Origin of the sequence: Apibacter sp. B3935 (assembly GCF_009827705.1) — a bacterium.
Classification (GTDB): domain Bacteria; phylum Bacteroidota; class Bacteroidia; order Flavobacteriales; family Weeksellaceae; genus Apibacter.
Genome location: NZ_WINL01000003.1, coordinates 412679 through 438625 on the forward strand (window position 1 = coordinate 412679; position 25947 = coordinate 438625).

The window sequence follows — 25947 nt, forward strand, 5'->3', positions numbered from 1 at the left end:
TTTAAATTAATTGTAAAAAGAGGCAGATTCAATTTAATTGGATCTGCTTTTTACGTATTTATATTTGTTAATTTATATAATTCATAAAAGCCCAAAACTTCCTTTTTTTTAAGTATTCTAAGTTAAATTCATTGGCATATGCCTCCTTTTCAAAACTGATTTCACTATAAGCGATAGACGCATTTTTATATTTTACCAGATTTACTATAAATTCAGCGATATAAAAAATAAAGAAAAAGACCCAAAGCATTTCAAGTTGCTGTCTTAGGTGTATTCTTTCGTGATTGATTAATATTTTATTCTTTTTTAAATGTTTATAGCGTATAAAAATAAACGGGAATATAGTAATTCCTTGAAAATCACCATAAAATATATAGGGAAAATATATAACCATTTATTATCTTCTATTTTCTAATTTTTCAACTAAAGAATCGGATATTTCTTTATCAATTTTTCTACAAAATAAATTATCGGAGTCAATAATCTTATTAAAATCATCTTCACTTAATACTCTCGGACTATTAATGCAATTGGTCCAATCTATATACCTGAAATTCTTATTTATAATTTTATCTTTCAAATTTGAATTCATCAATAAAACTTGAAAGAAAACCTCATCTGAACACCAGGTTGTAGTAAAAAAAGTAGTTATTTTTTTGTTTTTTGCAAATTCAAGTGAATAATATACTGCTTCTTTGGATAGATTCCACCATTGACTGCCCCAGTAGGGGGTAAGATTGTGAATCATTTTGATTTTATATTCTTTTCCCATAATATATTTATAAGCTAGTTTATATACCGTATGGATTTTTCTTTCTAAAATTCGATTCGCGGGATAATGCCTTCGATCATATCTCCATATATAAGGTTTATATTTATTGTTTTCAGTTATTAACAAGCACTCAATAAAACTATTCTCCTTATATTTTCTAAAAAAATCATCAATATATTGATTGCTTTTTATTGGATAATCTTGACCGGAAATTAGTAGAACATGAGAAAAATCTTCTTGTTCATCCACAATTTGATGGAGTGAATGTAAAGTTTGATTGACTATGGAATATTCTCCCCACGTTACGTTTACTCTTTTTTTTACTAAAATAGCACTAGAATCAATATGTAGTGGATTAATGTCGGATTTTTTATCTAAGTTGACATAGATAACAAAATTATCATAAACTAATGATTTTATCAATTTATTTAAACATTCAAGATTTTTATGAGCGTGAATTAATATTACTATTTTTTTATTTTCCATTCATAATAAATTTTAAAATATTTAATAAAAAAAAATAAAACAAAAATTTTATATACTGAATAAATATATAATTGGGCAAATAAATAATTAACAAAATTCGTACCTTTACTTTGTTTTGAAAACAAATTCCATTATACACTCAATTTTTCCGCTTTTAAAAAAGAGTATTTTAGATTCGGAAGTATCCATATTTTTAGAAGAAAAAAGCACTATAAAACTATCTGTATTAGGTGCGGCAGGATCGTACCTTAACATTTACAGTAGTTATTTATATTATTCTTTGAAAAAAACGGTATTGTTACTCTTTGCCGATAAAGAAGAAGCAGCTTATGCTTTGAATGAAATTGAAGATATGTTCGGGAAAGATACAGTTTTGTTTTATCCTACTTCTCATCTAACCCCCTATCAGATTGAGGAAGTCCAAAACGCAAACGTGGTTTTACGAACAGAAGTGATAAACAGCATCACGCAAATGCAAAATCCCAAAATTATTATTACTTATGCTGATGCTTTATCTGAAAAAATAATTACTAAATCGGAATTACATTCGATTAGTTTTAAAATAAAAACAGGTGAAAAGATCGATGCTGATTTCCTTAATGAAACGCTTTTCAGTTTTCATTTTAAACGAACCGATTTTGTAACTCAGCCCGGTGAATTTTCTGTAAGAGGAGGGATTGTAGATGTTTTCTCTTATTCTGATGAAAAGCCCTATCGTATAGGTTTTTTTGGTAACGAAGTGGAAACTATACGTAAATTTAATATTGACACTCAACTTTCCGAAGAAAAGGTTGATGAATTTATGATTGTTCCTAATATAGATCATTCGCACAGAGAAACTTTGAAAGTTTCTTTTTTAGATTACCTGCCTTCGGACACTATATTTATAAGTAAAGATTTTTCTTTGGCTTTGGCTAATATTGAGAAAAAATTTTCAAAAGCAGAAGAGGTTTATGCTACCTTATCGCACAATATAAAACGCAGTGAGCCTAAAGAGCTTTATATACAATCCCATGAGCTGATTTCTAAAATAGTTCAGAATTCATTTATTGAATTCTCCTCAATTCCTTATTTTAATGAATTTAAAACAGTACGGCTGGATCAAACAGAGCAACCGAGTTTTCATAAACAATTTGACTTGTTAGGGCAAGATTTGCTTGAAAAAGAAAAATCTCATTTTAAGAATTACATTGCCTTTCAATCCGAAAAACAGGAAAGTAGATTGCAAGATATTTTTTCAGAAATTGAAAAAGAAGTGCCTTTTATAGGTTTTCATGCAAATGTAAGTAAAGGATTTATAGATCATAATTCTAAATTTCTTATCTATACAGATCATCAAATTTTCGAAAGATATCACCGATATAATTTACGAAATTCATTTTCTAAGTCAGAATCCTTAACACTTAAAGAGTTAACAGACTTGAAAGTGGGAGATTATGTAACCCATATTGATCACGGGATCGGTAAATTTATGGGATTGGTGAAAATTAAAAACGATGATAAGTTACAAGAAACCATCAAACTGGTATATAAAAATAATGACATCTTATATGTAAATATCCATTCCTTGCATAAAATCTCAAAATTTTCAGGAAAAGAAGGCGCAGAAGTAACTCTTAACCAATTGGGATCGGCAGCGTGGAAAAACCTTAAGAATAAGGCAAAAAGAAAAGTTAAGGAAGTTGCTTTTGACCTTATAAAACTTTATGCCGACAGGAAAACTAAGAAAGGATTTTCGTTTTCACCCGACGGATATTTACAAAATGAACTGGAAGCCTCTTTTATGTATGAAGATACTCCGGATCAAGAAAAAGCTACCCAAGACGTTAAAAGCGACATGGAAAAACCTATTGCTATGGATAGGCTTATTTGTGGGGATGTAGGATTTGGTAAAACGGAAATTGCCATAAGGGCAGCTTTTAAAGCGGCTACCGATGGAAAACAGAGCGCTATTATGGTTCCGACCACCATATTGGCTTTGCAACACTATAAAACTTTTATGTCCAGACTAAAAGATTTTCCTGTACGTATTGAATATTTAAATCGATTTAAAACTGCCGGACAAAAAAAAGAAATAATCAAATCTCTTGCCGATGGAAAAATTGATATTATTATAGGGACTCATCAACTTATCGGTAAAGATATCGTTTTTAAAGATTTAGGCTTATTAATTATTGACGAAGAGCATAAATTTGGAGTATCCGTAAAAGATAAATTAAAGACATTAAAAACAACGGTAGATACGTTAACGTTAACCGCCACTCCAATCCCCAGAACTTTACAATTTTCTTTAATGGCGGCTCGCGATATGTCTGTTATTAAGACTCCGCCTCCCAATAGACAGCCCGTTCAGACTCAACTTATTGGTTTTAATGAAGAACAAATCCGGGATGCCATCATTTATGAATTAAACAGAGAAGGACAAGTATTATTTATCAATAATAGAATTGAAAATTTGGATGTACTCGCAGGGATGATTAAACGCTTGGTGCCTATGGCCCGACTGGCTATTGGACATGGCCAAATGGAGGGGAAGAAACTTGAGAAAATTATGATTGACTTTATGGAGGGGAATTACGATGTCTTAATTTCAACAACAATTATTGAATCCGGTTTAGATGTTCCAAATGCAAATACTATTTTTATTAATGATGCTCAAAGATTCGGTTTAGCAGATTTACATCAAATGAGGGGGCGGGTAGGAAGATCCAATCGAAAAGCTTTTTGTTATCTCATCACTCCGCCTTTAGACGTTATCACATCCGAAGCCAGAAAGCGTTTACAAGCAATAGAACAATTTTCAGATCTGGGTTCCGGATTTAATATAGCCATGAAAGATTTAGAGATACGAGGAGCCGGTGATTTGTTAGGTGCTGAGCAAAGTGGTTTTTTTGCAGAAATCGGATTTGAGGCTTACCAACAAATTTTAAATGAAGCTATAGAAGAATTAAAAGAAGATGAATTTTCAGATTTGTTTGTTGAAGAAAACGAGAAGAAGGAATTTATTACAGATGTACAAATTGATACCGATTTTGAATTATTAATACCCGATCAATATGTAAACAAGGTAGAAGAACGATTTTCACTTTATCAAAAATTATCTGAAATTACTAATGAAGAGGAACTTAGCAATTTTAAAAACGAGCTTATAGATCGTTTTGGGAAATTACCTGATCAAACTCAAGATTTATTAAAGAGTATTAAGTTAAAATGGATTTCCAAATATATTGGATTTGAAAAATTATTAATTAAAAATAATGTTTTATTGGCCTATTTTCCAATTAATGCTCAATCTAAATATTATCAATCAGATATTTTTAAGAAAGTTCTGGAATATTTACAAAATAATCCTTCTGATGCTTCATTAAAACAAAAAAACGTACACGATAATTTACAACTTTATTTTAAAAAAGACAAGATACTGAAAATAGACGATGTATTGTATTTTTTGGAAAGAATTAATACATTTATTGATCAATAAATGGGAATCATATAAAAAAATGTATCTTAGCATTTATTATTCATTGTTGATTTAAACGTAATAAATATATGAGTCAATCGCGCACATTAAGTATTTTTGATAAACTCATAACCCTATTGTTATTTGTGGCAACCCTCCCTTTGTTATATCTTTGTTTTTATGATGAACCTTCGGCGGATGATTATAATTATGCTATAAAATTAGGTAAAGATACTTTTTGGGGTATAGAATATTATGAATATATGCATTGGGGAAGCAGGTATACCGCAACAGCAGTTTTAATTACAAACCCTATCCATTGGGGGAGTTTTTTGGGATATAAAATTATTTCATTTTTAATGATAGTTTTATTTATTTTTGGTTCCTATTTTATGTTTTATCAGCTGGTAAAAGATAAAATTTTATCGATTACACTTGCCTCTACACTATCATTTATATATATATTTCAATTACCCGAAATAAATTCAGCCTTTTATTGGCTTTCCGGTTCTGCTACTTATCATTTGGGCAACATCTTATTTCTATTTTATATAGGAATTTGTACTAAAAGTACCAAGAAATTAAAATTACGCAATGTATTTCTCTATTTATTGATATTTCTTATTATAGGCTGTAATGAAATATCCATGATATATTTGCTGATCCTTAATTTCTTATTGTTTGCTTACAACTTCTTTAAAACCAGAAAATTATTCAATATATATTTTTATCTATTACTTTGGACTGTCCTGTTAACGATTTTTATACTAATCGCACCAGGAAATTCCGTGCGTTCCCATTCTGTTCATAACCCTTATTCCTTTTCGGAAATTATTTTAAAATCTCTTAGAAAAACAATTATCATAATTATTAGATATTCAATACTTTCATTTTTAATTATATTTATGGCATTCTACAGCACTAGAAACCCATTACAAAAAATGAAATTACCCTTACTTACACTTTCTTATTGTTTTTATATACTTTTATTTTTACTTGTCATATTTATAGGAAGCTTTCCAAGTATATATACTTTAGGGAGTAATCCACCTTTACGAACAGTTAACGTCATCTTTTTGAGTGTTTTGATAATTTTAATGATTTTATGTTGTAAATTAATCCGGGAACCTTTTATCAATAAAGTTTATGTGCCAAAGTTTTTAGTAAATATTTCTTTGCTAATTTTAATTTTAGGTTATACTTTTGTCGTTAGAGATCGTGAAATTTATAATTTAACCAATAATATTTATTATTCATACGATGATATCATTAATGGTAAAGCTCAAAAATATAAAGAGGAAGTTCAAAAAAGATACAAAATTATTCAAAAATCTAAAGAAGATACAATATTTTTATCTCCAATACAAACAAAACCACGAATTATATATCATACAGATTTAAGCCCTGATCCTAAGCATTTTTATAATGCATCTATGGCTGAATATTTTAATAAAAAAGCGATCATAATTAAATAATTAATATATAATAGTATAAATCATGAAAACTAATTGTGTAGTTGTTCCTTGTTATAATGAAGAATTCAGGTTGCCTGTCAAAGAATTTGAAAAAAGTTTAGCAGAAGAAAATAATCTTTCTTTCTGTTTTGTAAATGATGGCAGTTCAGATCAAACTTTAAAAATATTAAATGAATTGTATCAAAAATTTCCTGATAAAGTTTTGGTTGTGGATAAAAAGCAAAATGCAGGGAAAGCAGCAGCAATTTTTACCGGGATCAATGAAGTTTTTACGTGGAAAAATTTTGATATTTTAGGATATTTAGATGCCGATTTAGCTACTTCTGTTGAAGAATATAGTCGTATATGTTCATACATGAACGAAAATATTATTTTTGTATTCGGATCAAGAGTCAGAAGAATCGGTTCGCAAATAAAAAGAAAATTGCATCGACATTTAATTGGAAGAATTTTTGCTACCTTATCCAGTACCATGTTAGATTTACCTGTTTATGATACTCAATGTGGAGCCAAAGCATTTTCTCAAGAAATAGCTAAAAAGATATTTGCTGATCCATTTATATCTAATTGGAGTTTTGATATTGAAATTTTCTTTAAATTCATGAATATAGTTGGTAAAGAAAATGTTGAAAAAAGAGCAAAAGAAATTCCTTTAGAAGCCTGGAGAGATGTGGGAGATTCCAAAGTTAAATTTTCTTATTCCTTAAAACTTCCTTTTGAACTTTTAAGAATAAAAAAATACTATAAGAAAAAATACTGATTTTTTCTTATAGAGTAGTACGACAAAAATCGAAATTTTATGAATAAATACCTGATAGTAGGCTTAGGGAATATAGGAGAAAAATATAGCAATACACGTCATAATATAGGTTTTTTACTGGTTGATAGATTAGTTGAAAAACTTGGAGGTAGTTTTAAAGCACAAAATTTCGGTCAAGTTTGTGAAACTTCATATAAAGGGAGAAAAACTTTTATTCTAAAGCCCGATACTTATATGAATTTAAGCGGTAATTCAGTTAACTATTGGGTTACAAAAGAAAAAATAAAGCTCGAGAATTGCTTAATTATTTGTGATGATTTAAGCCTACCCTTTGGTGCTATTCGTATAAAATCCAAAGGAAGCAGTGCGGGTCATAATGGGTTGAAAAGTATCGAAGAAAAGTTACAAACGCAACAATACCCGCGATTTCGTTTTGGAATCGGTAATAACTATGTAAAAGGTAAACAAATTGAATATGTTTTAGGGGAGTGGAACGAAGAAGAAAAAAAGATTCTTAATGAAAGAATTGATACTAGCACAGATGCAATACTATCCTTTATTTTTTCAGGTTTAAATAATACTATGAATCAATATAACGGAAAATAAAAAATCCTTATAAAATATTTAGTACTAAAAAATAAACAATTTTTAAAATTTAAATACAATTAATACTAAAACCCACTACTAATTTTCCACGAATATTTATTTAAAAAACTTATCGAAAAAAAATAATTAATTTTTTTCTAAAGATAAAATAGGGTATTTATCAAGAGTTTCAAATATATAATGTTTATCGCTTTTCAATGCAGAAATAAATTTCTGTAAAGAATCTGCATATTGCGGTTTATCAAACATTCTGTCATGAACTAGAATTACTATGGAATTAGGACTATGTGTTTTACCGTTTTTCAAAGTATATTTAACTTTTTTTATCATTTCAGTTGCACTTTCAACCGGAATGTTACTATGAACAAATCTCCATTCCAAATCCCAACCATATACAGAATAACCTATAGAATCGAGTTTTTTAGCAACATTGAACGCAGAAGTTTCACCTTTAATCTGATGATTTACCGCCCAAGTATTTCTGCCGGGAAGTCGGGCTATTTTATGTTTAAGATTTAATTTACCTTCAGCCCGTAAAAAATCCTGTAGAGCACTTTTAGCATTCTTATAAAATAAACTATATTTATTATTTGCATGGGTATCACTATGATTGCAAACGATAAATAATGGATTATTGTTTATGGAATCCACTAACTCTTCTCTTACTATTCCCGTATTGTGAACACCTACCATGAAAAAAGTAGCTCTAACATTGTACTTTTCCAAAATACTTTTACAATTATGCGTACCCGGTAACTGAGGACCATCATCTAAGGATAGATAAATATAGTATTTATCTGAGGAATCTTTTACGATTCCTTTATGATTATATCTTGTTTCGGTATATCTATCTTGATCTTTATTTTTCTTAACAACACTATCTGATTTATAAGAATGTTTATTTTTTTGGTGAACAGGTTTAATTAAAGAATCTTTTTTACCGTGATGTATAGTAGTATCTTTTTTTGAATTATTATGATGTGTGCCGGTTGTGTCTGAAATAGAAGTAACATGAGTAACATTTTTTTCAGGTAAAGCATTTATTTTTTTGCTATCTTCTTTCTTACAACTTAGTAAACTAATAAGTAATATGACGGTAAAACAATATAATTTCATATATGAATAGCTAAAATTTTTTAAAAAATTTTAAAAAATAATTTTGTCATAAATCATGCCATTTTATTTTATAAAATATATTATAACTTTTTTATTATAAAATGGTTACATTTTTATGGTAACTTTATTTTTATTTGAAAAATACAGAAATATGATATCATTATTTTTTATGTAATGAATAATTTTTTTTTAAATGTTTTTTAATAAAAAATCCTAAATGATAAAGATACAATTATTTAATAGATTTTAATAATTTAACTTTTTAAATAATAGTATAATTTAAACAAAACGAATACTACTATACTTTGCTTTAAGAAATGTTAAAAAAATACAACTATTATTAAAGTGAATTACTCATAAAATCAGTACTATAAAGATTAAATTATAATTCGTAAGAAATAAATCATAGGTAAATTCAATTATTTTTTGATTAACATATTTGAAATTTATTTAAAAAGGATAATATAAAATCTGTTGTTAAAAATAGAGTTTACTTAATAAAGTTTACACAAAAATAATATTTTTGTTGATTTTAAATTAACCCCTTTTGTAACTTTGTCATTGTGCGTAAGATAATTCATATAGATATGGATGCATTCTATGCTTCAATCGAGCAAAGAGATCATGAGGAATTTAGAGGAAAACCTTTGGCCGTTGGATTTGCAGGAGAAAGAGGAGTAGTTGCTGCAGCCAGTTATGAAGCCAGAAAATTTGGCGTTCGTTCAGCAATGTCCTCCAAACAGGCAATTCAACAATGTCCCGGCCTGATTTTTACTTCCGCCCGTTTTGAAATTTATCGTTCTGTTTCAAAACAAATTAGAGACATTTTTTTTCAATATACGGATTTAGTAGAACCCTTATCGTTAGATGAAGCATTTTTAGATGTAACCCATAATCTTAAAAATATGGAATTTGCCAGGGATATTGCAAAAGAAATCAAAAATAAAATTTTTAAAGAAACCGGATTGACAGCTTCAGCAGGTGTATCCTTCAATAAATTCCTTGCAAAAATAGCTTCAGATTATAATAAGCCCGATGGCTTATTTATTATTACTCCTCAAAAAGCAGAAAAATTTGTAGAAAACCTTAAAATTGAAGATTTTTTCGGAATAGGAAAAAAAACTGCGGAAAAAATGCATCAAATAGGAATTAATACCGGTTTAGATTTGAAAAAAAAATCTGAAGATGATCTTATAAAGCTATTTGGTAAACACGGGAGTTTATACTATTTAAATGCGAGAGCAATCGATAATCGAGAAGTTAATCCCAATAGGATACGAAAGTCAGTAGGTTCAGAAAATACATTTATGGAAGATACAAATTCTTTACCTCGATTGTATGCGGAATTAGAAACTATCTGTAGAGATGTAATCCATAGAATGAATAAAAATTCTTTTAAAGGCCGTACCGTTATTTTAAAGATAAAATTCTCTGATTTTAAAATAATTTCGCGAAGTAAAACAATAACGAGTTTTATAACGGATTTTCCTCAACTCTATAAAATTGCTCTGGAATTACTCTATTCACTTGACTTGGATAAGAAAATTAGATTGATAGGGGTAAGCATTAAAAATTCGGAGTCGGATTTAGGAAATGATATTCCTAAAAATTTTCAATTAAAAATTCCTTTTAAAGAATTTAATATTTTTAAATAAAAATAAATATTTATATCAGTGAATGATTTTATTCTACAATTACTTTTTAACTTAAAATTAAGTTAAAACATATATATAATTATTGTTAAATTACATAAAAACATGGTTAATTTTTATTAACCATGTTTTTTTAACTAACTAATAAATCCTCTAAATAATTTTTATATATAAATTAGAGATATAAAAAAGATATAAATAAATCAATTTGCTTAAACATTATATTTTTATCTATTTAATTATGAAATCAGTAGCAAATATATGTTTAGTAATTTTAAAAATTTTAAGGATATCCGTAATTCAAAAAAATCTTTTTAAATAATGCCCAATTCAATTGTTAAGCTTAATAATTGTTTAGTATCTTTTGCATTAAAAGATGCTCTAAGTAAAGCGAGCCTTTTTTCAATCGAACTTTCACTATTAGGCACTATTTGATTTTCTTTTAAATTCTGTTCAACCTCTTTCTGGGTATATCCTTGAGAAAGTAATTTTAATAAATTGATATCATATTCCGTTAATTCATATAAATTGTTTTGAGTTGTTTTATAGTTATCATTAGAGATATAAGATTCATTTTGGAATACCGACACTATTGCTTTTTGCAATTCTTTTGCGTCATTTCTTCCCTTAGTCACATATCCGTTTATTTTATATCTATCGAACATAGATTTAATTTTATGAAATCTATTTTCAATCGAAAAAACTATAATTTTAAGTTCAGGTTGTTCATTTTTAATGGTAAGTATTAAATCTTCACCCCCTTCCAATTTTTGTTCTCTATAATCAGAAGCAAAAGATAAATCAGTTATTAACAAATCGTAAGGATCATGATCTATAATTGCTCTTTTGATTTTAAGCAAAGCGTCATCGCAATAAAAAGCTTGGTCAATAATAGGAATTTTTAATTCTTCAACAGTTTTTTTAATGCCAATGTTATAACTGTCAAAATCTTCTGTAATAAGTATTTTTTTAAACATTAATATAAATTAGATTGAGTAAATAATTTTTATTGAGTAACCTGTCAATTTTCCTTTATCAATAAAGTAACACCCTTGTGTAGGATCCAATCTATCTTTTATGTTCTTTAAGTCTTTAAAATTTCCACCATTAGAACCAGCTAAGCCAACGCCATTGTCTGAATATTCTATAGAAATGGTTGAATATTCTTTTTTAAATTTTAACGTAACAATATCAGCTTTACTGTGTTTTTTCATATTAGTCATTAATTCTTTAAGTATATAATATATATCTTCCTTTTTATTGTTTGAAATATTTTTCCAAATATGGGGTTCGTTGCCAATCAGAATAATGCGAGTATTTTTAGCTCCATATGGTTTTATCAAATTTCGTAAAGTAATAGAAAACTCTTCTTTCAAATCAATTTTAAATTCTTCATCATGAGAAATATCTCTTGATTTATGATATAAAAGCTCTAATTCATCAATTATTTTTGTTGGTTTTGCATCTGAATTATTTTCTAGTTGAACCATCAAAAAGTAAATGCCATTAGCAACCTCATCGTGAATTTTTTTTGAATATTTTAATTTGGTTCGATGAACTTCCTCAATTTTTTCTTGTCTAAATTTAGCCTTTCTTCTTTGATACCAGAATATTAATAATATTAAAATTAAAATGGTAAGACATATAACAGAACCAAACATCACTTTTTGCTTTAAAAGTAAATAGTTTTTCTGGGCATTATCTGCCTTTAATAAAGCGTTTTCTTCTTTGTTTCTCTCAACTTCATAACGAATTAAAGCAAATTGATTTTTTGCTTTAATTCGTTTCAAATTTATTTCATCATTTAATCTAATATAGGAATTAAAATAATTTTTTTCACGTGTAGAAGGAGTATCTAAAAGAATAATTTTTTGCATCGCTGCTAGTTGATCATCTATATTTCCTAATTTTGAGGCAATATTATACATTTTAATTGCATGGAAAATAGCTTTTTTAAAGCTTATTTTTTCATAGTATTCCGATAAATGATAATGATTGGCAATTTGCCCAATGGAATCAGAAGCCTTTTCCCTCATTTTTAGGGCTTGATATAAAATTTTATCTGCCTTATAGTTTGGATTATATAACCATTTCGCATAAGCTAAGTTATCAGTTATTCGTGCTTTTTGAATAGGAAGATTATTTAAAAAAGGATCGTTGCTTAATTTGGTTAAAATTTTAATGGCATTGTCATAATTTCCGGCTTTAATATTAACTACAGCACCATTATTTTTTATGTTAATAACAGATATCTTGTTAGTTGAAAATTTTAAAGCCAAATTATAATAAATTATTGCTTGATCATAATCTTTTTGTTCTGTTTTAGATATGGCTAAACAATTATATACAGCAGATAAGGAAGCATCATGTTGAGATTTTTTAATATATCGTAATGCTTCAACAGCGGTCTCTTCACTTCCTATGTAATCTCCTTCATTTGCTTGGATGATGGCCATGTCAATTAAACTTTTACCGATAAAGACATTATTATTATCAAGTAAATAGGCTTCTTTTGCATGATTAAAATAATAAAATGCACTATCACTTTTATTTTTATTTAAATAATAATGACCCATTTGAAAATAAATGTTGGCTAAAGATTTATTATTTTTTTCTTTTATTAGCTTAAAAATCTCTTTATGAGTTAATTGGATTGTTTCATTAGAATAGTCAATTATTGAAGAAGGGAGTGCTTTTGTTGTATTAATTAATTCATTGGATTTCTTTTTTCGTGTAATTAAATCCTTGCACGAAGATAAATTTAGCAATATAATAAAGATATAGGATAAAAATATGATAAAAGTTTTCATTATTCCCTAAATATAAAAATATAAACTTATAATATTGAAACTTATTATACGTGAAAAATATATATTTGTTAAGTAATTTATAGATAATTATAAAAAAAGACAAGGAATATACATATTCCTTGCCGTATAAAATTGTAAATTATTGATAAAATTAAACGTCTTATATAATTTGTAATTTTATCATTTTTTTATTATGAATTTAATATTATCTCACAGGATTTTGAGCAGTTTCCCCGCTAATATCCACTCTTCTTACCGGATTTTGAGCAGTTTCACCACTAATATCCATTCTTCTTACAGGATTTTGGGCGGTTTCACCGCTAATATCCATTCTTCTCACAGGATTTTGGGCAGTTTCACCACTAATATCCATTCTTCTTACAGGATTTTGGGCAGTTTCACCGCTAATGTCCATTCTTCTCACAGGATTTTGAGCAGTTTCACCGCTGATGTCCATATCTACTAAATAATTTCCAATTTCCTTGTTATCGGAATTATTTTCCTCTTTTTGTGTCTGACTGTTTAATGTATTTTCAGCAGATAGAGATTTTTGCATAGGTATATCACTATAATCGTCGTTGCATGATACCATGAATAAGCTTAAAGATAAACTTACTATGGATGCTGTTATTTTTTTCATGTTTATTTAATTTTTATTTGTTAAAAATTTGAGATAAAATTTTTAGATTACTAACTAATTTTAACTATTTTCTAGCATTTAAAATACTATTATGTATTAGGGAAGCAAGAAATATTAAGTGCAGTAATTAACAGGCTTCCCAAATCTATTAAAACACTACAACTTCTTTATTTCTTATTAGAATACATTTAGTATATTTGCTATAAAATATATTAAAAAATTTTAAATACAAAGTAACTGATAATATAAAGTAAAATAAAGACATACTAAAGACTTTTTTAAGACTTTTTCCAAATTTTGCTTCATTTGTTACTACTTGCAATAAGGAATTTACTAACTATTAGAATTAAGATATGGGGAATAAGGATGTAATTAAGAAGATCATTTATGAGGCTTTTAATAAAGCTAAAAATGAATCATTACTTGTGTTAAAAACACCTCTTTCAAAACATATTTCCTCTAAGATTGAGAAAGAATATAAGACATGTATTAGTGAAAAGACATTTATAAGATATTACGATAAATATATTGGAGGAAGAGAAAAAGCTACAGGAGAACCTAATAGGCATATATTAGATTTCTTATGTAAATATATTGGCTATGAAAACTTTGTTGACTTTTATAATAAAGAGAAAAAATTGCCTGTAAAAAAGCAGATTATTTAAGATATAGGTAACTGATTAGTTTTTGTGAAATAAATTTAGTATTTTTTAAATTATTGCTAATTAAATAATTTTTCTTTCTTTTTTTATTAAGTAAAAGGATGTGCTGAGGTTTCTAATAGTTTTAATAACTTTGTAGTATGCCTGATATAATACACTTACTTCCGGATAATGTATCCAATCAGATAGCGGCAGGAGAAGTAGTACAAAGACCTTCTTCTGTAGTAAAAGAGCTTTTAGAAAATGCTATCGATGCAAAAGCAACGCAAATTCAACTTATCATAAAAGAAGCGGGTCGAAATCTAATTCAGGTAGTTGATAATGGGGTGGGAATGAGCGTAACTGATGCAAGAATGTCATTTGAAAGACATGCAACCTCAAAAATAACAACTACAGAAGATATATTTCATATTCACACCAAAGGCTTTAGAGGAGAAGCATTAGCCTCCATAGCAGCTGTCTCTCAAGTTGAATTAAAAACTCGTAAAGAGGAAGATGAATTAGGAACTCATATTATTATTGAAGGAGGAGACATCATTTCTCAAATTCCCGTAAATACAGCAGTTGGATCCACATTTTTAATTAAAAATTTATTTTTTAATGTACCGGCAAGAAGAAAATTTTTAAAATCCAATTCCGTTGAATTTAGACATATTTTAGACGAATTCCATAGAGTTGCTTTAGCACATGAAGATATACAATTTCAATTATTTAATAATGACGAAGAAATGTTCAGGCTTCGTTCAGGGAGTTTATTACAAAGAATTTCGGAAATCTTTGGCAGAAAAATTCAACATCAATTGATCCCGATAGCAGAACAGTTAGATTGGATTAAATTGAATGGATTTATTGGAAAACCGGAAAGTGCTAAAAAAGCAAGAGGAGAACAATTTTTTTTCGTAAATCAGAGATTTTTCAGGTCAACCTATTTAAATAAGGCGGTACAAGATGCATTTGAAGGATTAATTCCGCCGCGGTTTTTGCCTTCATTTTTTCTTTATATACAAATTGATCCGGAAAGAATAGATGTTAATATTCATCCGACTAAGACAGAAATTAAATTTGAAGACGAGGGCTCAATATATGCATTATTAAGAACAGCCATAAAAAAATCCCTTGGGGTTTATAATGTTGTTCCAAGCTTAGATTTTGATCAAAATCCTGATTGGAGTTTTTCCTTTAATAAAAAAGATACTCCCGTTGTTGAACCTAAAATAAATATTAATTCGTCCTATAATCCATTTGATACTAAACTCGGTAAACCGTCACGTGCCGAAAAAGTCAATTTGAACGAATTATATGCATCTTCCAGACAAGAAATTTTAACTTCTGAAATGTTTGATAATCCTAGTGAAACTATCACCGAATCGTCACTATTACGATTATCCAATGGAAGATGGATTACTGAAAAAGATTCCAATGTATGGATTTTAGATCCCTATAGAATACATCAGACAGTTTTATATGAAAATCATATGAAAAACTCGAAAGGGAATGTCTTAAGTCAACAATTATTGTTTCCCATAGAAAGACCGGTATATGATCTTGAAAAAGAGAAATTAGATTCAATTAAAACCGCATTATTTGCAGAGGGTTTGGATATGGAAATTGAAGAAGATTTACTGACGATAACAGCAATACCATCGGATGTTATGCAGGAAAAAATAATTGAATTAATTGACTATTTATTAAATGAATTATCTGAACATTCCGAAGAAGAATTTTCTATATTTTTTAGTAAAACCATTTCAAAAGTTTCTGCCAGAAAAAGAAATGAATTTATACAACCGTCACATTTCTTACCTATTTGGGAGAATTTCATAACTTTAGGATGTCCTAAATTTAATCCTTTTGGAAAAAGAAATTATGAAATATTGCCCATGCCAAATTTCGATTAATAACCATCATTTAGAACAATTAATTTTTTAAAATAATGAATAGAACCATACCAGCGGTAACTAAAAATCTTTTACTATTAAACACTCTGTTTTTTATAGCAACATATATATTATCTACTCGCGGGATAGATCTCACGGTTCTTTTTGGAGCATATTTCCCTTTATCCCCCAATTTTCATTGGTATCAAATAATTTCACATATGTTTATGCATGGAGGATTTACACATTTTTTCTTCAACATGTTTTCTCTGTGGATGTTTGGATCTGCTGTAGAACAGTCTTTAGGAGCTAAAAAATATTTGATCTTGTATTTCGTTTGTGGGTTAGGAGCTTTTGCTTTATTTAATTTAGTTAATTACTTTGAATTCAAGCAAGTGTATGATTCTTTAGTATCTGCCAATGTTCCTTTAAACGAAGTTGGCAAATACGCAAAATTAAGTTATGAAATATCAAATAATAATGTGGAACAAAAAGCATATGCATGGTTGAATACTTTGCCTCAAGGGACTAATCAATACATTGCAAGCAAGCTATATGTAGATTTAGTCACCCCAATGGTGGGAGCCAGTGGAGCCATTTATGGGATTTTAGTAGCCTTTGGAGTGATGTTTCCTAATTCCGTATTAATGTTAATCTTTCCACCGATCCCAATGAAGGCTAAATATTTTATTCCGATTATGGTTTTATTAGAATTATATTTAGGAATTCAACAATCGCAAGGAGATAATGTAGCACATTTCGCTCATTTAGGAGGAGCCGTTTTTGGTTATTTTTTGACTCGTCATTGGCTAAAAAACAGATATCGTTGGAATTAAATCAGTTGTATGGACAAAAAGATGATAAATATATGGGATTATTATAAAAATGGAACAGAAGGAGTTAAACTTATTTTCATCTCTGTGTTGTTTTCATTTTTTTATTGGATTTTAAACTTTTTATTAATTAAAACGTTTGATTTTTCAATAACTTCATATGTTTTGGTTTCTGTAAATAATTTTCTTCCATTTATTTGGACTATTATAACCTTTCCATTTATATATACTAATCTTTGGGATTTATTAATTGCCGCAATGATTATTTATTTTGTGGAAAAAATTTTCAAAATATATTTTAGTGGATCAAGTTTTTTAAAATTTTTCATTTATGGCAATTTAATCGGTTGTATAGCTTTTTTACTTACAAATGTAGTTACCGATCAGGAATATACCCTTTTAGAAGGTGGAATGTTGGGTGTTTATAGTTGCTTATTTGCAATAATTTCATACAATCCAAAAATGCAAATATCCCTATATCCCATACCCTATCAACTACCTCTTTATGTCGTAGGAATAGTGTTTGTGCTTTTTGATGTTGTTAATTTGCTGAACTATAATGAACTTATCGGAGTATTTATAGCAAGAATAGCAGCTGCAAGTTTTGGATTTTTTTATATGAAGTCTTTCCAAAAAGGAAATGATTTTCTAGTATTTCCTTTTCCCAATTTTAAGAAGATTGTCAGCCATGTCGGATCTTATTTTAAAAAACTAGATAAACCTAAATTTAAAATTGAAAAAAACGATAAAAAGCAATATACATCGCATCACTCCAGACCTTTATCTGATGAAGAATTTAATTATAACAAAGTAAAGAAACAAAAACAGATCGATACTATATTGGATAAAATTTCAAAAAGCGGATATGATAGTTTGACGAAACAGGAAAAAGAATTTTTATTTAATTCTTCCAAATGAAATAGTTAAGAATATGATGATTATAAAAAAAAGCAAATTAAATTATCTAATTCTTATAATACATCTTAGTATAGCTATTTTACTGTTTCTGACTTATTTTAATAAATTTATTGAACCCAAGACATTTCCATATTTAGGCTTACTGGCTCTTATATATCCCATACTAATTGCTCTTTATTGTTTGTTCACTATATTTTGGCTTATTAAAAGACAATTAATTTTTGTACCCTTCTTTATTATCACCCTTTTTTTACTGTTTCCTATAAAAAAATACGTTCATTTTGGGGAATTGAATAATCAACCGATTCAAAATAATGAACTTAAAATTTTAACCTATAATATTAGATATGCAAATGATAATAAAGACTTACAAGCCCTGGAAAACTATATCCATCAAAAAGATATTGATATTGCATTTTTTCACGAAATCTATACCAGACAATGGAGATCAAAAGAAATATTTTTAGCTGAACGCTATAATGCTGCCTTTGATTTAATTGGCATATCATCAAAATATCCCATTATAAATGAACAAAAAATAATACTGCCGGGTAATGGATTTGCATGCTTGGTAGATATACAGAAAGATCAGGATATAATAAGATGTTTCAGCATATATTTAGAACCCATGAATCTTTCTAAAAGTTTATTCAAAGCCAACAGCCTAAAACATTTTGGAGATAATTTAGAACTGATAACGGAAAAATTAATAAAAGGTTTTCAAAAACATCAAGTTCAAATAGATTTACTTTCAAAATATATAAAAGAATCACCCTATCCCGTACTTGTGTGTGGAGACTTAAATTCGGTACCCTTATCGTATGAATATTTTACCTTGAAAAAAGATTTGACAGATGTATTTGAAGAAAGTGGGAAAGGATTAGGATGGACTTTTTATGATTATTATTATCCCATCAGAATTGATTATATATTTGCAAGTAATAACTTTACGCCGATGCAATGTTATGTAGATAAAACAATTACTATTTCCGATCATTATCCGGTACTGGCAACATTGAAGTTAAATTAATGAGCTAAATTTCCGGTTCTATTTTAATTAAATTAACAGTATATAAAAAAATTTAACTTAAAAAAAATATAACTTTGCAAATTAGTAGTAAATTAAAATAACTAATTGTGCAGCAGATTGATTCTAAGAAATCTAAACTTACTTTTATAGGTTTAGTAGTTACCATCGGGATAGTTTTTGGTGATATAGGAACCTCTCCATTATATGTAATGAGAGCCATAGTTGCCGCCAATCACACAGATCATATTTCAGAAGATTTTATCATAGGGGCTTTATCTTGCATCATTTGGACGTTAACATTGCAAACAACCCTAAAGTATGTGGTAATAGCGTTACGAGCTGATAATAATGGAGAAGGTGGAATTCTAGCGTTGTATTCGCTGGTCAAAAAGATGAAGAATAAATGGCTGTACATAGTAGCCATTTTAGGAGCCGCAACGTTAGTTTCTGATGGGGTAATTACTCCTTCAATGACCATTATGTCGGCAGTAGAAGGACTTAAAAGTTATAATCCCAATACAGAAGTCATACCCATTACCATATTTATACTTATAGTTCTTTTTGTCGTTCAACAATTTGGAACCCAGTCCATAGGTAAATTTTACGGACCGATCATGACCCTCTGGTTTATCATGTTGTTACTACTGGGTGCTATTCAATTTATACCTAATTTATATGTAATAAAAGCAATAAATCCCTATTATGCTGTTAAATTAATGCTTATTGTGAGAGACAGTGCAGAAACTGCATTAGAAGCTAAACATATGATTTTACTAATTATGGGTGCTGTATTTCTGTGTACTACCGGAGCCGAAGCATTATATTCCGATTTGGGACATTGTGGAATTAAAAACATCAGGATAAGTTGGGGCTTTGTAAAAATTTGTTTAATCATAAACTATCTCGGACAAGGCGCATGGATTCTGTCACATCCTGTAGAAGCAGCTAGTGGAGGAAACCCATTTTTTATGATGATGCCCGATAACTTTGTAATCATTGGAGTAGGGATGGCTACCTTGGCAGCGGTTATAGCAAGCCAGGCCTTAATAACAGGATCTTATACTATATTTAGCGAGGCTATGTCGTTGGATTTTTGGCCGAGGCAAAAAATTGAATATCCCACTCACGAAAAGGGTCAAATGTATGTTCCGGCCATAAATTGGGGATTACTCATATCCTGTATTTTTGTTGTATTTTATTTTAAAGAATCTTCTAAAATGGAAGCGGCCTATGGTTTGGCAATTACCATCACTATGCTGATGACAACCATTTTATTACTTTTCTATTTATATAGCAAAAAAGTAAATATATTTTTTATTTTACTATTTGCAATCATATATTTTATCATTGAAGGAGGATTTTTCTATGCCAATGCGTTGAAATTTGAAGAAGGCGGATGGATTACCATGATGTTGGCCGGTTTGATTGCTTTTTCTATGTATATTTGGTATAATGGACGAAAATTGAAGAATAAATACGTACAATACGTAAATATAAAACCTTATTTACCTATTATACAAGATATGAAAACCGATAAAGATATTTCGAAATATTCAACCCATTTAGTATATATAAGTAGAGCAGGTAAATCAGAAGAAATAGAAGCAAAAATTTTATTTTCTATAGTCAATAAAAATCCTAAAAGAGCAGATTACTATTGGTTCCTTAGAGTTGAAAATGATACAAACCCGTATACGTTTGAATATGATGTATTAGAATTAATACCCAATACCTTATATAAAGTTAATTTTAAATTAGGATTCAAAGTAGTTCCATTAATAAATATTTATTTTAGTCAGGTACTTGAAGATTTAAAAATCTCAGGAAAAATAGATTTGTCAAGCAATTATCCATCTTTGAAAAAATATGATATTCCTGCAGATTTTAAATATATCCTTATTGATAGAGTTTTCAATCAAGAATATTTGTTTTCATTAAAAGAAAGGTTTATCTTACGCTTTTATAACATGGTCAAATATATAGGAATATCTGATACCGCTGCTTTAGGCTTAGATACTTATAACGTAGAAGTGGAAGAAGTACCTATGCTTACGGATGTAATATATAAAAGCAGGATCAAAAGAGTGAAGAATTATAAATAAATATTTAGATAAATTTCATGACTTATGAATAAAACTAAAATCATAATTACTGGGGGCTTAGGATTCATAGGTTCTCATACGGTAGTTGAATTGATTCAATCAGGATTTGAACCGATAATTATAGATGATTTGAGTAATTCAGAATTATTTATATTAGAAAGAATAGAAAGAATTACGGGATGTAAACCCAAATTCTATTCATACGATATAGGTGATTATAATAAATTACATCAAGTATTTACGGATAATAACGATATTTCTGCCTGTATACATTTTGCAGCTAAAAAATCAGTTGGAGAATCCATGGAAATTCCTCTGACCTATTACCAGTCAAATTTGATATCTCTTATGAATTTATTGGAAGTAATGAATGAATTTAAGGTAAGAAAATTGGTTTTTTCATCCTCTGCAACCGTTTATGGACAGCCTGAAAAATTACCTGTTACAGAAACCTCACCAATTCAAAAAGCCCTATCTTCTTACGGAAGCACCAAACAAATGGCGGAAGATATAATTGAAAAAGTTTCTGCTACGGGTAGCTTACAAGCTCTTTCTTTACGATATTTTAATCCGGTAGGAGCCCATTCATCTTCCTTAATTGGAGAATTACCGAAAGGAATTCCCGGTAATTTAATGCCATTTATTACACAAACAGCATCTGGAATTAGAAAAGAATTAACCGTATTTGGGAACGATTATAACACCGCCGATGGAACATGCATAAGAGACTATATTCATGTGGTTGATCTTGCGAAAGCTCATGTAAATGCTTGTGAGTATTTACTGGCAGATAAAGGAGATTTATCGCATGATGTATTTAATATAGGAACAGGGCTTGGAAATTCCGTTTTAGAAATAATAAATACCTTTGAAGCGGTTAATAAGGTTAAAGTACCTTATGTTATAGGAGGCAGAAGAAATGGAGACGTAGAAAGCATCTATGCCAGTTGCGATAAAGCCAATCAAATATTAAATTGGAAAGCTAAGCATTCTTTAGAAGATATGGTTAAAGATGCATGGAATTGGGAAAAATCATATAGAAAATAAAGTAAACTATGTTATGGAAAGTAAAACAATATTCGAACTGATCGAAAAAGAAAAACAAAGACAAACCAAAGGGCTTGAATTGATAGCCTCAGAAAATTTTGTCAGCGACGAAGTAATGAAAGCCGCCGGATCTGTATTAACAAACAAATACGCAGAAGGATATCCGGGAAGGAGATATTATGGAGGATGTGAAGTAATAGACCAAATAGAAGAAATCGCCATAGAAAGTGCTAAAAAGTTATTTGGTGCTTCTTATGTAAACGTTCAGCCGCATTCCGGAGCACAGGCAAATGCAGCCGTATTTCTAGCCTGTTTAAAACCCGGTGACAAAGTAATGGGGTTAGACTTAGCCCATGGCGGACATCTAACTCACGGTTCTCCCGTTAATTTTTCAGGAATAAATTACAACCCGGTTTTTTATAAAGTAAATAAAGATGATGGGCGCATCAACTATGAAGATATGATTGAAACAGCCAGGAGAGAAAAGCCTAAAATGATCATAGTGGGAGCATCAGCCTATTCCAGAGATTTTGATTATCGAAAATTTAGAGAAATAGCAGATGAAATAGGAGCAATATTAATGGCTGATATTTCACATCCTGCAGGATTAATAGCTAAAGGAATTTTAAGTGATCCTTTACCTTATTGTGATATAGTTACCACTACAACTCATAAAACGTTACGAGGTACGCGAGGAGGAATGATTATGTTAGGTAAAGATTTTGAAAATCCTTTCGGACATAAAACGCCTAAAGGAGAGATAAAGATGATGTCACAAGTGCTAGATGGAGCTGTTTTTCCGGGAACTCAGGGCGGCCCTTTAGAGCATATAATAGCAGCAAAAGCGATAACTTTCATTGAAGCATTAAGTGATGGATACCTTGCTTATACCCATCAAATCGTTAAAAATGCCGAGGCTTTATCTCAAGCATTGATAGAAAGAGATTTTACTATAATTTCAGGAGGAACTGATAACCATCTTATGCTAATTGATTTACACAATAAAAATATTACAGGTAAAGCTGCCGAAAAAGTATTAGAAAAAGCAGACATAACATGTAATAAAAATATGATTCCTTACGATGACAGGAGTCCATTTGTAACTTCAGGTATTCGTTTGGGAACTGCAGCGGTAACCACCAGAGGTCTCAAAGAAGACGATATGATAAAAATAGCGGATTTTATAAATGAAGTTATCACAGATTCGGAAAACGAAAAGGTGATAAATAAAGTAAAAAAAGAAGTCAATGCTTTAATGGACTCTAGGCCTTTATTCCAATGGTAAATAAAAAAATTGAATTTTAAAAAAAGTTAAATTACGAAAACTGATTACTTCTAATTAATAAGTTTTAATCAGTTTTCATTTACACAAGATAGAATACATGATTTTTTATTTCTAATTAACAAATCAGGAAAAAAGATGATTTTTGCTAATATATTATTTTTTTGTATTTTTCGCGCTTTAAAATGAATACATAATGAAAGTCGCTAGGCTATTTGACATTTTATATTATCAATTAGAAAATAGGCCGATTGAAGTTTCCTTATCATCAAAAAAAAATGGAGTTTGGGAAGGAATATCAACAAAATCGCTTATAGATCAGGTTAACCAAGTTAGTAGAGGTCTTTTAAAGTATGGAATTAAACCTGAAGACAGAATAGCTTTAATTACGTCAGTAAACAGAACAGAATGGATGATTATGGATTTTGCCATACAACAAATAGGAGCGGTAAGTGTTCCTATATATCCAACCATGAGCGATGACGATTTAACATTTATACTCAACAACAGTGAAGCTAAATTTTGTCTGATTTCTGACAAAAAGTTATATGATAAAGTACAAAATATAAAGGAAAATTGCCCTTCGCTTTCAAATATTTTTACCTTCGATGAGATAAAAGGAGTACCCCATTGGTCGGAAATTAAAGAAAAGGGTGAAGAGGAATCTAATCAACAAGATGTTGAAACTTTAAAAAATAATATAAAACCCGATACATGGATGACGTTAATTTATACTTCCGGAACTACAGGGAGACCCAAAGGCGTTATGCTCTCACATGGAAATGTACTATCCAATGTAATGGGATGCCATACCAGATTTTTAATGAAAAATGATGAGAAATTCAGAATTTTAAGTATTCTTCCCATCAGTCATATATTAGAAAGAATGGTAGTCTATGTCTTTATGTATAAATGTTATGGGATATATTTTGCAGAAGGTATAGATAAATTAGCTTCAAACTTTCAAGAAGTTAAACCTGATGTAATTCTAGTGGTGCCGAGAGTAATTGAAAAATTGTATGCATCCATATATAACAAAGGAACTTCTTCCGGTTGGATTACAAAACAAATCTTCTTATGGGCACTCAATGTGGCTAAAAAATATCAACCCTTCAAACCGGCAGGCCTTTCTCATAAAATAGCAGATGCTTTAGTATTTAAAAAGTGGAGAGAAGCAGTAGGTAATAATCTTCAATTAATGATATGTGGAAGTGCCGCGCTATCTGAGAATCTTTGTCGAGTATTCTCTGCCGCGGGGTTACTCGTTACGGAAGGATATGGAATGACAGAAACTTCTCCGGTTATTTCAGTAAACGGTATAAATGATGAAGTCTACCGATTAGGAACGGTGGGGCCTTTATTAGACGGATATGAGGTTAAAATTGCAGAGGACGGAGAAATACTAACCAAAGGGCCGAATGTTTTCTTAGGGTACTATAAAGATGAAGAAAAAACCAAAGAAATATTTACGGAAGACGGTTGGCTTAAGACAGGAGATATAGGTTATATGAAAGATGGATTCTTGAAAATTACCGATCGAAAAAAAGAAATATTTAAAACCTCCGGAGGAAAATATATTATTCCACAAGTAACAGAAAATAACCTTAAGCAATCACGGTTTATAGGAGAAGCCATGGTTGTTGGTGATGGAGAAAAAATGCCTTGTGCGCTTATACAGCCTGATTTTGATTTTATTTCTAAATATATTAGTTATAAACATTTACCATTAAATTCTTCTGCTTCGCCAGAAGAAATTGTTAATAATAAGATAATTAAAGATAGAATCATGCAAGATGTTGAAAAGGTAAATAAAAATTTAGGGAAATGGGAGCAAATTAAAAAAATAGAGCTTACCCCAAATATATGGTCGGTAGATGGAGGAGAATTAACCCCAACCTTAAAATTAAAAAGAAAATTTATTAAAGAAAAATACATCAATTTATATAATAAATTGTATGATAAATAACTAAAATAATTTTCAACATGCTATTTTGTCATAAATTTTATTTGGCTTTAGTTTTGATTTAAGGGTAACCATGAATAGGAATGACAATATAAAAATATTTGCCAATAAAGGCGAAAATCCTGAAGATTTTTATTCAAGATTTAAAGAACAGTTAGACAAAGAACATACATTTCCGGGGAATTATATGTTTAAGTTTATAATTCCAACGGAAAGCAAAAAAGTGGCTCAATTGCATAAAATTTTTGATCATAGCGGAGCTTCATTTTCAATGAAAGAAAGTAAAAACGGTAAATATACAAGCATAACCATTACTATGTATGTAACGGATTCAATTTCAGTTATTGAATATTATAAAGAAGCAAGTTCCATCGAAGGAATAGTAATGTTATAAGTAAAATTTTAAAATAAAAAAGCATCAGAAAAGTATTTTTTGATGCTTTTTTTATTGGAATA

General features: G+C 29.2%; 21 protein-coding genes. 15 read left to right on the forward strand and 6 right to left on the reverse strand.

Annotated features, from left to right (window positions below; all coding sequences use genetic code 11):
* Positions 1-67: 67 nt before the first annotated feature.
* Positions 68-394, reverse strand: coding sequence for a hypothetical protein (locus tag GFV00_RS09895; RefSeq protein ID WP_160562699.1), 327 nt, complete (start codon positions 392-394; stop codon positions 68-70).
* A gap of 3 nt (positions 395-397) precedes the next feature.
* Entirely contained in the window at positions 398-1258 is an 861-nt protein-coding gene (locus GFV00_RS07640) for a beta-1,6-N-acetylglucosaminyltransferase (protein ID WP_160557410.1), read from the reverse strand.
* Positions 1259-1373: 115 nt separating this feature from the next.
* Between GFV00_RS07640 and mfd the strand changes: the two genes are divergently transcribed.
* The 4 genes from mfd (at position 1374) to pth (ending at position 7559) form a co-directional block, all read left to right on the forward strand.
* On the forward strand, positions 1374-4739 hold the full coding sequence (gene mfd, locus GFV00_RS07645) for a transcription-repair coupling factor (protein ID WP_160557409.1): 3366 nt from the start codon (positions 1374-1376) through the stop codon (positions 4737-4739).
* A 68-nt stretch (positions 4740-4807) separates the two neighbouring features.
* Positions 4808-6193, forward strand: a complete 1386-nt coding sequence (locus GFV00_RS07650; RefSeq protein WP_160557408.1) for a DUF6056 family protein — start codon at positions 4808-4810, stop codon at positions 6191-6193.
* 22 nt (positions 6194-6215) lie between these two features.
* The gene (locus GFV00_RS07655) at positions 6216-6953 is read left to right on the forward strand and encodes a glycosyltransferase (protein ID WP_160557407.1); all 738 of its coding nucleotides are present in this window, start codon (positions 6216-6218) and stop codon (positions 6951-6953) included.
* A 39-nt stretch (positions 6954-6992) separates the two neighbouring features.
* Complete coding sequence (gene pth / locus GFV00_RS07660) at positions 6993-7559, forward strand: aminoacyl-tRNA hydrolase (protein WP_160557406.1); 567 nt, start codon at positions 6993-6995, stop codon at positions 7557-7559.
* Between the two features lie 126 nt (positions 7560-7685).
* On the opposite strand, the gene GFV00_RS07665 is transcribed toward pth, so the two are convergent.
* Entirely contained in the window at positions 7686-8675 is a 990-nt protein-coding gene (locus tag GFV00_RS07665; RefSeq protein WP_160557405.1) for a polysaccharide deacetylase family protein, read from the reverse strand.
* A 563-nt stretch (positions 8676-9238) separates the two neighbouring features.
* On the opposite strand from GFV00_RS07665, the gene dinB reads away from it, so the two are divergent.
* Positions 9239-10330 carry a DNA polymerase IV gene (gene dinB, locus GFV00_RS07670; protein ID WP_160557404.1) on the forward strand — a complete coding sequence of 364 codons (1092 nt, stop codon included), beginning with the start codon at positions 9239-9241 and terminating at the stop codon, positions 10328-10330.
* Positions 10331-10641: 311 nt separating this feature from the next.
* Here dinB and GFV00_RS07675 read toward each other — a convergent pair whose 3' ends face one another.
* The 3 genes from GFV00_RS07675 to GFV00_RS07685 all read right to left on the reverse strand — a co-directional run bounded on the left by GFV00_RS07675 (position 10642) and on the right by GFV00_RS07685 (position 13777).
* Positions 10642-11304, reverse strand: coding sequence for a response regulator transcription factor (locus GFV00_RS07675; protein WP_160557403.1), 663 nt, complete (start codon positions 11302-11304; stop codon positions 10642-10644).
* Positions 11305-11313: 9 nt separating this feature from the next.
* Positions 11314-13137 (reverse strand): hypothetical protein, encoded by a 1824-nt coding sequence (locus tag GFV00_RS07680; protein WP_160557402.1) that lies wholly within the window; start codon positions 13135-13137, stop codon positions 11314-11316.
* 205 nt (positions 13138-13342) lie between these two features.
* Complete coding sequence (locus GFV00_RS07685) at positions 13343-13777, reverse strand: hypothetical protein (protein WP_160557401.1); 435 nt, start codon at positions 13775-13777, stop codon at positions 13343-13345.
* A gap of 353 nt (positions 13778-14130) precedes the next feature.
* Between GFV00_RS07685 and GFV00_RS07690 the strand changes: the two genes are divergently transcribed.
* From GFV00_RS07690 to GFV00_RS07735, 10 genes are all read left to right on the forward strand, one after another.
* Positions 14131-14442, forward strand: a complete 312-nt coding sequence (locus tag GFV00_RS07690) for a hypothetical protein (protein ID WP_160557400.1) — start codon at positions 14131-14133, stop codon at positions 14440-14442.
* Between the two features lie 137 nt (positions 14443-14579).
* Positions 14580-16337 (forward strand): DNA mismatch repair endonuclease MutL, encoded by a 1758-nt coding sequence (gene mutL / locus GFV00_RS07695; protein ID WP_160557399.1) that lies wholly within the window; start codon positions 14580-14582, stop codon positions 16335-16337.
* Positions 16338-16372: 35 nt separating this feature from the next.
* Complete coding sequence (locus GFV00_RS07700; RefSeq protein ID WP_160542676.1) at positions 16373-17152, forward strand: rhomboid family intramembrane serine protease; 780 nt, start codon at positions 16373-16375, stop codon at positions 17150-17152.
* Between the two features lie 9 nt (positions 17153-17161).
* On the forward strand, positions 17162-18067 hold the full coding sequence (locus GFV00_RS07705; RefSeq protein WP_160557398.1) for a DUF6576 domain-containing protein: 906 nt from the start codon (positions 17162-17164) through the stop codon (positions 18065-18067).
* 13 nt (positions 18068-18080) lie between these two features.
* Positions 18081-19097 (forward strand): endonuclease/exonuclease/phosphatase family protein, encoded by a 1017-nt coding sequence (locus tag GFV00_RS07710; protein WP_160557397.1) that lies wholly within the window; start codon positions 18081-18083, stop codon positions 19095-19097.
* A 107-nt stretch (positions 19098-19204) separates the two neighbouring features.
* Complete coding sequence (locus GFV00_RS07715) at positions 19205-21199, forward strand: KUP/HAK/KT family potassium transporter (protein ID WP_368733474.1); 1995 nt, start codon at positions 19205-19207, stop codon at positions 21197-21199.
* A gap of 24 nt (positions 21200-21223) precedes the next feature.
* Positions 21224-22246, forward strand: coding sequence for a UDP-glucose 4-epimerase GalE (galE, locus tag GFV00_RS07720; protein WP_160557396.1), 1023 nt, complete (start codon positions 21224-21226; stop codon positions 22244-22246).
* 13 nt (positions 22247-22259) lie between these two features.
* Positions 22260-23531, forward strand: a complete 1272-nt coding sequence (gene glyA / locus GFV00_RS07725) for a serine hydroxymethyltransferase (protein WP_160557395.1) — start codon at positions 22260-22262, stop codon at positions 23529-23531.
* 193 nt (positions 23532-23724) lie between these two features.
* Entirely contained in the window at positions 23725-25494 is a 1770-nt protein-coding gene (locus GFV00_RS07730) for a long-chain fatty acid--CoA ligase (RefSeq protein WP_160557394.1), read from the forward strand.
* A gap of 70 nt (positions 25495-25564) precedes the next feature.
* A complete protein-coding gene (locus tag GFV00_RS07735) occupies positions 25565-25885 on the forward strand; it encodes a DUF493 domain-containing protein (protein ID WP_105297272.1) in 321 nt (106 codons plus the stop codon).
* Positions 25886-25947: the final 62 nt, after the last annotated feature.